9 protein-coding genes are annotated in these 13,500 nt (G+C 55.4%); 1 reads left to right on the top strand and 8 read right to left on the bottom strand.

The genetic code is table 11. The features are described 5' to 3' along the window. Positions 1–325: 325 nt before the first annotated feature. The 3 genes from ACESLM_RS13050 to ACESLM_RS13040 form a co-directional block, all read right to left on the bottom strand. Positions 326–2,449 (bottom strand): S-layer homology domain-containing protein, encoded by a 2,124-nt coding sequence (locus ACESLM_RS13050; protein ID WP_372631992.1) that lies wholly within the window; start codon positions 2,447–2,449, stop codon positions 326–328. 31 nt (positions 2,450–2,480) lie between these two features. After that, positions 2,481–5,855 (bottom strand): glycoside hydrolase family 44 protein, encoded by a 3,375-nt coding sequence (locus ACESLM_RS13045; protein ID WP_372631991.1) that lies wholly within the window; start codon positions 5,853–5,855, stop codon positions 2,481–2,483. Positions 5,856–6,032: 177 nt separating this feature from the next. Continuing rightward, on the bottom strand, positions 6,033–6,704 hold the full coding sequence (locus ACESLM_RS13040; RefSeq protein ID WP_372631990.1) for a response regulator: 672 nt from the start codon (positions 6,702–6,704) through the stop codon (positions 6,033–6,035). A 229-nt stretch (positions 6,705–6,933) separates the two neighbouring features. On the opposite strand from ACESLM_RS13040, the gene ACESLM_RS13035 reads away from it, so the two are divergent. After that, positions 6,934–7,467 (top strand): hypothetical protein, encoded by a 534-nt coding sequence (locus ACESLM_RS13035; protein ID WP_372631989.1) that lies wholly within the window; start codon positions 6,934–6,936, stop codon positions 7,465–7,467. A gap of 118 nt (positions 7,468–7,585) precedes the next feature. On the opposite strand, the gene ACESLM_RS13030 is transcribed toward ACESLM_RS13035, so the two are convergent. The 5 genes from ACESLM_RS13030 to ACESLM_RS13010 form a co-directional block, all read right to left on the bottom strand. After that, entirely contained in the window at positions 7,586–8,890 is a 1,305-nt protein-coding gene (locus ACESLM_RS13030) for an ABC transporter substrate-binding protein (RefSeq protein WP_372631988.1), read from the bottom strand. Positions 8,891–9,098: 208 nt separating this feature from the next. Continuing rightward, a complete protein-coding gene (locus tag ACESLM_RS13025) occupies positions 9,099–10,208 on the bottom strand; it encodes a glycoside hydrolase family 172 protein (RefSeq protein WP_372631987.1) in 1,110 nt (369 codons plus the stop codon). A gap of 21 nt (positions 10,209–10,229) precedes the next feature. Next, entirely contained in the window at positions 10,230–11,027 is a 798-nt protein-coding gene (locus ACESLM_RS13020) for a carbohydrate ABC transporter permease (protein ID WP_372631986.1), read from the bottom strand. Positions 11,028–11,088: 61 nt separating this feature from the next. Continuing rightward, positions 11,089–11,964 carry a carbohydrate ABC transporter permease gene (locus ACESLM_RS13015; protein ID WP_372631985.1) on the bottom strand — a complete coding sequence of 292 codons (876 nt, stop codon included), beginning with the start codon at positions 11,962–11,964 and terminating at the stop codon, positions 11,089–11,091. A 132-nt stretch (positions 11,965–12,096) separates the two neighbouring features. After that, positions 12,097–13,389: an ABC transporter substrate-binding protein gene (locus ACESLM_RS13010; RefSeq protein ID WP_372631984.1), complete on the bottom strand. Its 1,293-nt coding sequence runs from the start codon at positions 13,387–13,389 to the stop codon at positions 12,097–12,099. Positions 13,390–13,500 lie beyond the last annotated feature (111 nt).

Below are 13,500 nucleotides of genomic sequence, written 5' to 3'. Positions count from 1 at the left end.
TCTAACGGCCTCGCAGACCGTTAAATCCCGCCCCTCCTCCGAATCGGCACGTCTAACGGCCTCGCAGACCGTTAAATCCCGACCATCCTCCGAATCGGCACGTCTAACGGTCCCCCAGACCGTTAAATCCCGACCATCCTCCGAATCGGCACGTCTAACGGTCCCCCAGACCGCTAAATCCCGCCCCTCCTCCGAATCGGCACGTCTAACGGTCCCGCTGACCGCTAGCACATGGACGGATTAGGCAACCGCAGAGTTAGCGGACGAAAGAAACGGCTGCCCTCCGTCTTGATCGACGGGCGGACAGCCGTTCTATGAGCTTTGCTTATACAGGGCGGTTATCGATCGTAAAGGTAATCGTCGCCTCTGCCGTTAAGCCGTTCGATGTTTTCGTCGTGGTCACAACCAGGACGTATTCGCCATCCTCATCGATCAGCGTTCCTTTATTATACTCGACGGGAGAAGCTCCATCCTTGCTTATCGTTGCTGTACTTGTCGTACCCTCAGCATCGGTCCAAGCAGGCGTGACGCTGAAGTAGTAACTGACATTCGGTTCACCGGGTAATTCGACCGTCGGAGCCACGGGGCCTTCCCCTTCGATCATGAAACGGATCGACTTCGATTCTGAATTGCCTGAGTCGGTGCGCCAGGTTACGGTCAGGACGTACTCTCCAGGTTCGTTAATCGTTTCTCCCTTAGAGTACGGTCTTGGAGAACCGCCATCTTTCGCCAGTGCTGCTTCGACTTCGCCAAAATATTTCGGCTCATACCACTCAGGCGTCGCGGTTGCGTATACGCCCCCTTCCTCTACGCCGCGGATCGCGACAAGCATGAATGGATACCGGTGCTCGCCAGTCAACCCGTCTTGGATCACTCTAAATTTGAGCACATATTCCCCTACTGCATGAATGGTCCTTGGGCTGGACAGGTTCAGTATAGTCGTATTAGTGTTCCTGTGATCCAGAGTAGCCGAGTGGATCCGTGTTCCCTCGCCGGGCGTCCAGGCAATCTCAGCTGTGTCAAATAGGATAGCGTTATCGGATACGCCTGACAGATCCGGAGCAGGAGGTGGGGAAACAACGGTGAATCGAATCGACTTCGATTCCGAACTGGCAGTGCCGATCCGCCAGGTTGCGGTCAGGACGTATTCGCCCAGTTCGTTAATCGTTTCTCCCTTTACGTACGGTCTTGGAGAACCGCCGTCTTTCGTCAGCAGCGCTTCGACCTCGCCAAAAATTTTGGGCTCAAACCAACTGGCTGACACCCTTGAGTATAAGCCTCCTGAGTATACGCCTCCTTCTTCTACACCGAGGATCTCGGCAACGATGAATTGATAGGCGTATCTCCTTTCTTGGCCATCATCATTCACTGTAAATTTGATCACATATTCCCCTGCTACATCAATGGTCTTTGGGCTGGAAACGTTCAGTATAGTCGTATTAGTGTTCCTGCGATTCAGAGTGATCGACTGGATCTGCGTTCCCGCTCTAGGCGCCCAGGCAATCTCAGCCGGGCCAAACAGGATCGCGTTATCTGAGAAGCCCATCAGATGAGGAGACGCAGAGTCGATCGTGAACAGGATCTGCTGCTGTACAGTCAGACCGTTCGCAACCTTCCTCGTCGTGACTGTCAGAACGTATTGGCCATCCTCGTCGATCACGGTTCCGCTATCGAACGGAGCGTCTTCTCCTCCGTCTTTGGCCAGCGTGGCGGTGCTGCTCATGCCGGGTGCATCCGTCCAGGCGACGATTGTGGAAGAATACGCTCTCCCCTCCTCCACGCCCTCTATCACCGCCGGAACCGCGGCGGCGGAATCGATCGTAAAACGAATCGTCGTCGCAGCCCTCATGCCGTTTGAATTTTTCCTCGCCGTAACGCTCAGGATATAGCTGCCTTCTTCGGCGATCTCGGTATTTTTCGTATAGCTGACTTTATCGGAACCTTCCTTGATCAAGGTGGCCGTACTGGTCGTGCCGGAAGCATCGCTCCAATTCGGAGTCACCGGCCACGCATAGATCCCTTGATCCTGAACGCCCTCCACCACAGGAGCGGCTGGAGGCGTCGTATCCTGGTTCCCTCCGCCTCCTCCACCTCTGGTTTCCGGAGATGGAAACGGAGCGCCGCCGACGTTCGAGATCGATGCCGCATCTTTGAAGACGGCCGTTTGTTCCGGGCTTAGCTTCAGGCCGAACGCTTTCGCCACCACAATCGATACTTCTTCGCGAGTAATTTTACGATCGGGCTGCATCGTTCCGTCCGGATATCCGGTTAACCAGCCCTTGTTCATCCATTCCGGCAAATTCCGCTCCGGCCAAGCTCCGCGAATGTCCGCAGGAGAAAAAGCCGCCGAGGCGGCTCTCTCCAGAAACGCGGAGCCTAGCAGGCAGACAGCCATCGCAAGAGCGATCAAGCGAAACAGGCTGCTCTTATGCCGTTGCTTCAACTCCATTTATACTTTTCCTCCTTAACCTTGCCGAGATTTAGTTCGAAGGATCCACGACAAGAAGCGTCGCCGAACGTTTCGGCAGCTTCAGCGACACGGAGCCGGTCTCGCTTCCCGCGAGGTCTCCGGTTTTGGCCAGGCGACGAATCGCATCGAAGGTATAAACCTCCGCAGCGTCAAAGCCTTCGCCCAGTTCCAACTGAACATCCCGGCTTAACGTGTCCTTGTTGAACAGCAGCACGTAGGTCTTGCCGTCATTCCCTTCGATCGTATAAGCGCCGATCGCATCAAAGCGGGACGAAACGGTACTAACGCTGCTTCCTTCGATTTTGGAGCTTTGACCGTCGTAATCCAGATACAGCTTAAACGCATCCTCGATCGGCGTGTCCGCCTGGAAGTTACCGAAGCGAGTCGCCAGATCGACGCCCTCCTTGCCGAAGATCGCGAGCGCTTCCGCTTGCGCCAGACCTGCCGTAACGCCGAAGCCGTTGCCGAAGTTGTACTCCGTAATCGCCAGCTTCAGTCCGGGCCGATTGCGCTCGATGATTTCCTTCATGCGCGGAATGAGCCGGATCGGCTCCTGAATCCAGGATTGATCGACGAACTGATCGTCGTACAGCGCCTTGAGCGCCTGGAAGCGGCGTTTCGAGACTTGCGGACTTTCATTTTCGGACGGAACCCCGCCCTCCTGAGAGTAATAGTGAATCGTCAAATAATCGATCAGCTTCACGCCGGTCTCTTGCTCATGACGGTTCGCCTGCTGCAAGTACCATTCCAGGAAAGGCGTTCCGCCGTGCGCTTGGCGATCCGGACCGTCGGCGCACCAATCGGCCGGGGAATAGAAGTAACCGCACCATCCCCACGAAACAGGGCCCAACAGCTGAGCATCGGGGTCGGCTTGCTTAATCGCCGTTCCGTACTCCACCGTTTTATTCCACAGCTCGTCATAGGTTGGAGCCTCGGGATGGACGTCGCGATGCGTCACATGCCACAGGTCCGGCTCATTGTCCAGCGCGTACAGTCGGACTTTGTCGTTCGATTTTGCCGCCATATCGCGAACCCAGTCGGCAGCAAACTCCGTTCCGACGCGAACCGAGGTATCGGAAGGATCGTTGTTCGTCACTAACGTTCCGTCCCTGAACACTCCGTTCCCGGCATCCGGCAGCTCCCATGCGCCTTCTTGTTGGTTTCCGTATTTCTGCTGCGAGAAGCCGTAGCTGACCGTGCGATCCTTCGGCGTCCAGCCGATCGTCGGGATCGTCATCAGCGGCTGGTTACCCCTCCCGAGCACGCGATCGATAAACCGATCCGACAGCGAGCCCTGCGAAGGCTCCCAATCCTGATCATCGTAAGGGTAGTTGATGAAGAACCAGTCGCTGGCGCGATTCGCCGCATTCAACTGCCAATTGTAGCGAGTCGTCTGATTGCCTCCCCAACGTTCTACTGTAAAAGGCAGAGTGGAAGTCGTCGGATGGCCTTCGTCATAGTTAATGCCGTAAATATCATTGCTAATCGGCTTCCGTTCCGAGGACTGATCGACGGTTACAGTGACGAGCGGGAGCTCCGGCTCAGGCAGCTGCCCTGCATTCGGATTCGACAGGAACGCGATATCGTCGATATAGATCGCTTCCTGATTGTCCTCCGTTGCAGCCTGTACGATAAAACCGTCGAAAAATCCGAGATCCAGGCCAAGATCGGCCATGCCGACCGTTACTTCCGTCCATTGACCGGCAGGCAGAGATCCATTCGGGAACAGCTCGTTCAGATCGATCGAGCCAAGCGACTGATTGCCGTTGTAAAAATGGAACAACAGCTCCTGACCGCCGGTGCTGCCCCCGTGGAGCCAGAACCGGATACCGTAATAATCCTCCACGGACTTCTTGGACTCGCCGGAAACCCATACGCCGTCCCAGCCGTCCGGCTCGAACTTGATCGAGCGGCTGCCGCTTCTGGCCTGCTCCGTATTGGCGAAGTCCTTTTCATGCCAGCTGTAGTTGTGGAAGCCTGAAGCCAGCGATTCTTCATACACCGACTCTGCCTGAACTTCCGTAATTTGCACGAACCCGTCGGTCGTAAAATTTTTGTGGGTTGCCGTAACCTTCGCTATGCCCGGCTGCAGCGCAACGAGTTCGCCGCCTTCGACGGACAGAAGCTCCGGCCGGTCAATCGTCCATTGCGTGTCGCCTGTCACGATGGCCGTGTCACCGGATTGCAGGAGCGTCTCCGCCTGAATCTGACGACGTTCTCCCGGCAGCATCACCAGACGCGGCTGATCGATTCTCAGCTCAAGCACGGCGGCTTGCGCCGCTTGCCGGGAGGTGATCGCGATGTCGTCCAGATAGAGCGGCGCTTGCTTACCCGGCTCCAGGCCGGTCAAGCGAATGCCGTCGAACAGACGGTGCTCCAGCCCCAATTCGGCAAGGTTCAGCTCCATCAGCGCCCATTCCCCTGCGGGAACGCCTTCCGGCAGCCAGTGCTCCAGCGGACGCTCGAACGCCGTTGCGCCTCCCGCGGTCAGCGCGAGTTGTACTTTCTGCCCGCCTTCGGAACCTCCGTTCACCCACAGTCTCAGCTTATCGTACTCATTCACCGTCAACAGTTGAGTGCTGTACAGGTACAACGCTCCGTCTCCGTTCGGCGTAAAGCGAATCGAGCGGGAGCCCGTCCGCTTTACCGAGCTGTCCGTCAGGTTGACCTGTCCCCAGCTGTAGTTCTTTACCGAATCCGCCAGCATGTCGTCGTACAGATAAAATCCTTCAACCGGCTCGATCGGATCGCCCGGTTCTTCTCCCGGATTTTCACCGCCAGGCTCTCCACCGGGCTCCTCGCCCGGATTTCCGCCAGGCTCCCGGCCTCCGCCTTGTCCGGTAAACGAGATATTGTCCAAGAACAGCGGTCCTTGCTGTCCCGCTCCCCAAATCAGGATGCCATCCATCCACCCTTGTACCCCGGCATCGCCAAGCGGGACGGTGACTTGGACCCATTCGTTCGCCGGAATGCCGTCAGGCAGCAGATCGGCGGAATCCAGCTCCGCAAGCGCCTGTCCTCCCAGCGTGAACACCAGCTTGAATGACTGGCCTCCTTGTCCGCTGCCGCGCAGCCAGAAGCTGAAGCTGTCGTACTCGCCCGCGTTCATGATGCGGTCCTTGTACAGATATACGGCTTGTCCTTCGTTCGCTTCGAACCGGATCGAACGGTTTCCTTCATAGACCGTCCCCGTCTCTTCCAGGCTGACGCCTGCCCAACTGTTGTTGTGAAACGATTCCTCCAGCCGATCGTCGAACACGTTCAGCCTGGAGACTTCCGAACCGAAAGTTCGCTCGCCAGGAACAGCAAGCTGAACGAACAGCAGCGACGTCGTCAGCAGCAGCGCCATTTTCGAAGGACCCTTTGCTTTTATACTCGTACCCATGCGCATTTCTCCTTTCCAATTTGCGACAATCTCATTCTAAGAGACAGGTTGTTCTCCCGATAGTTACAGACTGTCACTGATATTGTCATGCGCCGGAAGCCCGGAAGACTTGCGAACACGCAAAAAAGCCGCTTTGCATCGAAAGCGGCTGAAGAGCATTTGTTCCCGAATTCGGGTCTAATAAGCGTCTTCCAGAAGAAACTCTTTCAGAATGGAAATCGAGGCTTGCCTGTCGTTCGTGCCGATTTTATTGTAAATGACGCTAATATAGTTCCGAACCGTCCCTTCCCCCATGAACAGAGAAGACGAGATTTGCCGATTCGTATAGCCTTCGATCATGAGCTCCATGATTTTCCGCTCGCGCGCCGTGAAGCTGTAGCCGCTTTCCCTCAGCTTGTTCTCGTCGAAGGCATCGACCCTTGTATCGGACAACGCGGACAGCTTCGCGGCAAGCTTCGAAGCGATCGGGGCCGGCAAAATCACTTCCCCGTTCATCGCGTCGCGTATCGTCTGCACGATGATTCTCGAAGACATATCCTTGAGCAGAAATCCGTCGGCGCCGCCCGCCATGGCGTCAACGATAAAACGATCCTCCGCGAACGTCGTCAGCATCAGCACGATCGTCTCGGGGTACTCCCGCTTGATCCGTTTCATGGCGTCGATGCCGTCCATTCCGGACATCTTGATGTCCATGAGCACGACGTTCGGTCTGTGCTCTTGTACCGCTTGCAAAGCCTCCTTCCCGCTGGCGCACATCGCCGCGATCTCCAATCCCTCTTCGGATTGAAGAATCGTATGCAGACCTTCCCGAAGCAGCCTCTGATCATCCACGATGATGATGGAAATCAAATTACCCCACCCTCTGCCCTTTACCATCCTCTTCAAACTTGATTAGAGTGTAGCAAACCCCGTTCGAATCGTATAGGGGGGCGAGTACAATCGTGACAGTCATGACGAAGAATGTGACAACTCGTAACTGGTCGACCAGGGAAATAAGACCTACGATAGGTGAAGAATTTCCGCTGTTGGGGGGACAGAGCGACGACACTATCGCATCTCATTGAGGAGGCTATGTTTCATGGATGTAAAACAGGCGATTAAAGGATTGGCCATCATCGCGTTGCTCGGAGGAATCGCGCGAATCTGCATGATGCCGTCCGCCTATATTTGGGGCTCCGACAGCATGCCGGAGCTGATCAGCGGCTTCGCCGCTTGCGTGCTGATGGGCATCGGCATCATCGGAGTCTACCTTTATCAGGCGCCGAGAAGCAGCATTCTCGGGTTGATCTCGGTTCTAATCCTTTCCGTTTCCAGCGCGTTGACGGCGGCGCTCGTCTGGAACAACATGCTCGGCTTGTTGCCGGAGGACCACGACTACATTTCGACCCTGCTGCCCGTCAACTCCGCCCTGACGCTTGTCGGTCAAATCGTATTCGCCGCGACCGCTATACGCGCGCGCGTCTATCCGATCTGGAGTCTGATCCTGTTCATCGTATACCCGGGCATCTATTTCATTCCGTCCGTCTCCGATCTGGGATCGGTCGCCTGGGGGCTATGCTACGTCGTATTTGCGCTCTACGTTTTACAAGAGAAGGCTCGCAAAACCTACTAAATGAACGAAGGAGCTGGATTGATCCAGCTTTACTTCATCGACTTCCCATCTTCAATCTTGCCGATTGCTTCCTATCGATAGGAGTCGCTCGACATGCGCCTATCCGGCTTGAAGAATCTCACTCCGACGAGAAGTCGTCCCAAGTGCTCTGCAGGTCCTGGAAAAGCTGTTCCTGCCCGATCCGCTTGCCGATGTAAGACTGAACGTGGACCGCCATCTGGTAGGTGTTGGCCTCGTAGCCGGGATAACGCTGCCACATCCAGGGCAGCGTTTTGCCCTGCTCGATATAGCTTTCGACATCCGCGGCTAGCGGTCCGATCTGCTCCTTGTTGAAGGGGATGCTCTTGAACGGGGGGATGAATTTGACATCGGCGAAAAACTTCCGGCCTTCGGCGGAAACGACCAGCCAGTTCAGAAAAGCTTTCGCCTCACGCTTCACCTTGGAGCTGCGGCTGACGACCCAATAGTTCGGCACGCCGACCTGAAGCTTGTCCATCGCCTCGCGGTCGTCGTTAATCGGCATCGGCAGCAAGCCGATGTCCATGCCGGGATTGAGCTTGTCCATCATTCCCTGCACCCATACGCCCTGCTGCATCATCGCCGCCTTGCCGTGCGCAAAGTTGGCGACCTGCGACGTATAGTCCGTCTGCAGCGGGTTGGGCTGGCCGTATTCCACGGTCAGGTCGATCAAGTCGGTCCATTTGCGCAGCACGGGGTTAGCGGTCAGCTTCTCCCGCCCCGATCTCACCTCCTCCACGTAGGCAATCGGATCCGGCTGCAGCGCAAACGCAACGTTCACCAAATGATTGCCGACGACCCACCGCTCCGCATATCCGTTCTCGAACGGTTGAATGCCCGCAGCCCTAAGCCTTACCGCCGTCTCGCGAAGCTCTGTCAGCGTCACCGGAAGCTTCGTAATACCGGCCCGCTTAAACAAGTCTTTATTGTAGACGAATCCCCACCCCTCGATTACGAGCGGCATCCCGTAGATCGCGCCGTTCTTCGTAATCGCCGGCTTCGTCAGCTCCAGCATATTGTCCACCCACGGCTGGTCCGTCAGGTCTTCCAAATGCTCCTGAAAAAGATTGAGATCGGAATGGCCCGCCACGAAGAAAATATCCGGTCGGTCGCCGGAGTTGAACTTCGTCTTCAGCCCGGCCCCGTAATCGCAGCCGCCTCCGCACGTCTCGACTTCTATATTTACGCCGGTTTCCAGCGCGTACTGCTTAACGAGCGCATCAAGCTGCTCGGACATTTCCACCTTGAAATTGTAGAGCTTGATTACGGTCCCCGTCCGATTTTCCTGGTCGGCTCCGGCGCCGTCTCCGAAATGAGTATGCCCCTCGCTTCTGCCGAAGCCGCACGCAGACAAAGCGAGCAACAGCAGAACAACCGTCCAAATTCCCAAGCCGCGCATCCGCATCTGTGTCTGCCGCCCCCTCTTTCCCGTTTTCCGTGCCTTCATTTTTTTCGTACCTACATTATACACGTTGCATCCCGTAAATCATTCTGCTCCGCTCAGCGCCAAGTCCCACACACCGGCAATAAGGAGCAAACCGCTGCAACAGCGGTCTGCCCCTTGCTTCCTATTTATTGCGTTACCGTTTTATTGCCTTTCCTCCCAGCGCCTATTATCGCGGCCAACGCTCTTCCTTGCACATCAAAGGCGCGAACGCTTGATGCGGCTCGCTCTGATACCAGTAAGCGACCGTTGCGACGTCGTCCTGTCTTTCAAACAGTCCCTTCTTGTACACGCCGATCTGCTGAACCGTAACCTTAATATCCTCGTCAAAACGGATCGGATCGAGAATATGCCAACGATAGAAGCCGCGCATCGGCGGAACGTCGTCGTTGTGATACAGATTATGCACGACATCGTCGTGGTTCGAGTAGTACGGGTAACCCATGTACGGCGTGCAGTAGGTGTTTTCTACCGTTTTGCCGTCCTGCTGCGTAGCGAAGCTCCATGCGCCGCCGAAGTAATCCTCGGTGCCGGTGCCGCAAATCGTCGGGTACTCGTCATCGCCGTCGATGAACATTTTGACTTCCCCTTCGCCCCACCAGTGCCGCTCCAGCGTCGTCAGCGCCATATAAGTTCCGACATACTGGCCTCTGCCCTTCACATTGTCGAGGATGACATAGTCCTCCTGCTTGTTGGTGAGCCGCTGACGCTTCCATTGGGCGTGGAAATACGCCGTATTTTCCGGGAGCTCGTCATGCAGGCAGTAATCCACCTGGTAAAAAAACGCCGGAATCGCGGACTCGTGCTGATTCTCGATCGTAATTTTCGCTTTTTTGCGGAACGGCATCGGGAAGTAGCAGTTGAAGCCGCGCGTCGGATTCACGACGATCGGAATCGAGTTGACCGTACAGCCTCTGGCGAAGCCGTTGCAGAAGAAGTCCCCGAGCGGGCTTTCCACGGAAGGCTCCGTCTCGTCGTCCCAATACATCCGCAGCACCAAATCGCGGAGAACGTAAGTGTCCTGCTCCGTCCGATCGGTGACCGTGATCCAGATATGCTCGATGATCCCCGGGCCCTCCATCTCCGCCAAAGTGACGGTTGCGCCCGGCGCTACATCGCGCAGACAAGGCGAGCCTTTGCGGGAAGGTCCGAGAGGACTGGCGGCTGTGCCGCCCTTGCCCTTTTCCCCATATGGATTTTCGGCATTGATGGCCCGGCTTCTGCCGCTTTTCAAGAGGGGCAGCGCAGTCAGGCCGCCCATGAATGGATTGTTGATCATAGTAGGGTAGTCTCCTTTTATTTAGCCTTTAACGCCGCCCGCCATGATGCCCTCCATAATTTGCTTCTGGAATACGGCGACAAAGATAATAATCGGCAAAATGATAATCCAGCCCATCGCGCTGACGAGATCCCACGGTACGGCGTACATATTGTCCCGCAACGGCAATTGCGTAATCGCCGTCGACAGCACCGAGATGCCGTTGGAATAGAACAGCGGAGTAAAGAAGTTGTTCAGACATGTAATGAAGTTCACGATACATACGGTCGCAAGCGCCGGACGCAGCAGCGGCAGCGTTACGTAGATCAGCGACTGGAAAAAGCTGCAGCCGTCGATCGAAGCCGCTTCCTCGATGGAAACCGGAATATCTCTGAGGTAGTTTTGCAGAATCAGAATCGTAAACGGCAAAATGCCGCTAATATACAAAACAATAAGCCCGGTATACGTGTCGTACAGATGCACGTAACGCAGGAAGTCGTACAGCGGACGCGCGGTGACGATGTCGGGAATAAGCATAGAGGCCAGCAGGAACGCCGCCGCAAGCGTTAACCACCTGCTCTTAAAGCGAGCAAAGCTGAAAGCCGCCATGACGGAGATTATCATCCCGACGAGTATCGAAACGCCGACAATGATCGCCGTACTGCCGATTTTCTTCATCAGACCTACGTTGTCGATCAAATACTTGTAGCTGTCCAGCGTCGGATGAAGCGGCCAGTAACGGATCGGCTTGGAGAACAGCTCCCCCGCCGGCGTAATGGAGGAAATAAAAATCCACCATAACGGAAACAGAATGAGAAACGCCACAACGGCTGCCAGCAACCACTGGAATCCACGGAGAATCAATGGACGTGAAAACTTGGAAACCATATTCGTTCGCTCCTTAATAATCGACGCGTTTGGCTGCCTTCATGCTGAGACCGCTGAGCAGAGCCATCACGATAAAGAGAACGACGGCGATCGAAGCCGCATAGCCCGTATTCAGGTTCGTGAACGCCTCCGTCGTAATCCGATAAGCAATGAGCGCGGTACTCTCTCCGGGTCCGCCGCTCGTCATCGCATAAACGACGTCGAAGGAAGTGATTCTCCACATCGTGAAGAAGATGCTGAGTACCCATATATTTTTTGAAAGCAGCGGTAAAGTGATGCGGAAGAAGGACCGGATCGGCCCTGCTCCATCGATTTTGGCCGCTTCGTACATGTCCGAAGAAATAAATTGCAAGCCGGCGAGAATGAGAATGGCGAAGAACGGCAAGTCCTTCCACAGGTCGACGGCAATGACGGCATAGCGAGCCGTATTCGTATGAATGAGCCAGTCCATGCTGAACGACGGGTTAAACCAGCGTACGAAATCGTTGATCAAGCCGTATTCGTTGTTGAACGCCCATTTCGAAGCCATGGCAATGACGACCATCGGCATTGCCCAAGGCAGCAGCACGATTGTGCGCAGCGCCTTCTGGGCTTTGATCTTCATGTTCAAAATAAGCGCTAACGCAATGCCCAATACAAGATGCCCGATCATCGACCCGACGACGAAAATAACCGTAAATTCAATCGAAGTCAGCATCTTGGAATCGCGAAACATATCGATATAATTGCGGAAGCCGACGAATTCGTGCAGCCCCCGAAGCAGCTTAATGTCGTAAAAGCTGACCCGGAACGTCTCGATAATCGGATAGATGGTGGTGAACAATCGGATCAGCAGCGCCGGAAGGACAAGGACCCAAGCCAGGGTCAAATATTTTCTGCTCAAGTACATGGCAAAGCGCCTTTCCTTAATGGAGTATCGAAGCGAGCGCCGGCCCGCCAACCGGCCGAGGATGATCCAGCCGTTTGGCAGCGATCATCCTTCGTCCGGCTTACTTGCTGAACCGCGCCTTTCGAGCCTGCCTTATTGGTATCTTTCGACGGCTTCCTGAGCCTTCGCGCAGAATTCATCCAGCGTAATTTTGTCCTGAACGTAGTTCTGGAACAGCGTGCCCATCTCGGAGATGAACTCCATCGTCTGCGGAAGCATCGGACGGCCGCGAACTTCGCTTGTCTGTTGAATCTGCGTGTACACTTCCTTGATATCGCCGGACACCGCTTCGTTGGCTGCGGCATCGGCTCTTGCCGGATATTTGCCGAAGTATTTCCAGCCGTTCAATTCGCCGTCTACGCTCGCTGCGTATTTCAGGAACTTGGTCGCCGCTTCCTTGTTTTTGGAGGACGAGTTCAGCACAAAGCTCCACGAATCGGTGAAAATGCTGCGCTTGGCGAATTGCGGCATATTGATCATATGGATCTGGTCTTTGCCGTAGCGGCCCGCTTGCTGATAGTCCGTGCCGGTGCCCCACATGAATACCATCCCGTATTTGCCGTCGATGAACTTCTGGTTCATCTGCTCGTACTTGTCGGCGATCTGATCGACCGGCGTTACTTTCCACGTGTTGGCCATATCGTACATGAACTGAACGGCTTTGCGGCTGCCTTCGTTCGTCCAGTCGAAGTAGTCTCCGCCGAACAGGTTCACGAAAGTCGCGATTTCGTTAAACACGTACGTTTTTTCCCAAGAACCGCCGTAGCCGAATTGTCCGTCCTTCGTAGCGGCTTTCAGAAACTTGACGAAGTCCTCTTCGTTCTCGATCGAGGTCATCCCCGCTTCATCCAGCTTCTTCTGGTCTACCCACAGGCCGAGGTATCCGGAATAGCTCGGTACGCCGATCACATCGCCCTTGGACGAGGTCAGCATATCCTCCATGTAGCCTTTCGGAAGCTGGCTGTAGACGTCCTCGGTCAACACCGTATTTTGCAGCGGTTCCAGCCAATTGGCATTTTTGAAGGAAGTCGCCATCTCGTCGTTGATCTCCAAAATATCTACCGAGCTGTCGCCCGACGACAGGATGGTCGATACTTTCTGCTGACGCGTATCCGAATCGGTCGGGGCGGCTACCCAGTTGATCTTGACGCCGCTTTGCTCCTCCGCTTCCTTCAGCCACTCCTGGAAGCCAGGCTTGGTCGACTGAATCGTGTACAGCGTAATTTCATCCTTGCCGCCCGCTGGGCTCTCGGAGCCGGCTGCGGGGCTCGACGAAGCGGCTCCGCTGCCAGCCGCATTCTTGTCGGAGTTGGTGCTCGAACAAGCCGATAATAGGACGGCAGCCGCCGTCAACGTTGCCAAAACCAAGGATGCTGTCTTTTTCACGTGATTTTCTCTCCCTTTTCATTTTGAACTTCGCGGCGAACCTCAGGGTCCGAAGCGCTTCGTACAACTCCAGTATAGGAGAGCCTCAAATCCGAAAATACAACTGATATT

It is taken from the genome of Cohnella sp., assembly GCF_041641335.1.
Classification (GTDB): domain Bacteria; phylum Bacillota; class Bacilli; order Paenibacillales; family Paenibacillaceae; genus Cohnella.
Note: the sequence above shows the minus strand (reverse complement) of the source record. Positions and strands in the feature narration are given on the sequence as shown.

Coding starts and splice junctions, on each gene's coding strand:
- ACESLM_RS13050 (WP_372631992.1), bottom strand. CDS start 2,449: ATGGAGTTGAAGCAACGGCATAAGAGCAGCCTGTTTCGCTTGATCGCT.
- ACESLM_RS13045 (WP_372631991.1), bottom strand. CDS start 5,855: ATGGGTACGAGTATAAAAGCAAAGGGTCCTTCGAAAATGGCGCTGCTG.
- ACESLM_RS13035 (WP_372631989.1), top strand. CDS start 6,934: ATGGATGTAAAACAGGCGATTAAAGGATTGGCCATCATCGCGTTGCTC.
- ACESLM_RS13030 (WP_372631988.1), bottom strand. CDS start 8,890: ATGCGGATGCGCGGCTTGGGAATTTGGACGGTTGTTCTGCTGTTGCTC.
- ACESLM_RS13025 (WP_372631987.1), bottom strand. CDS start 10,208: ATGATCAACAATCCATTCATGGGCGGCCTGACTGCGCTGCCCCTCTTG.
- ACESLM_RS13015 (WP_372631985.1), bottom strand. CDS start 11,964: ATGTACTTGAGCAGAAAATATTTGACCCTGGCTTGGGTCCTTGTCCTT.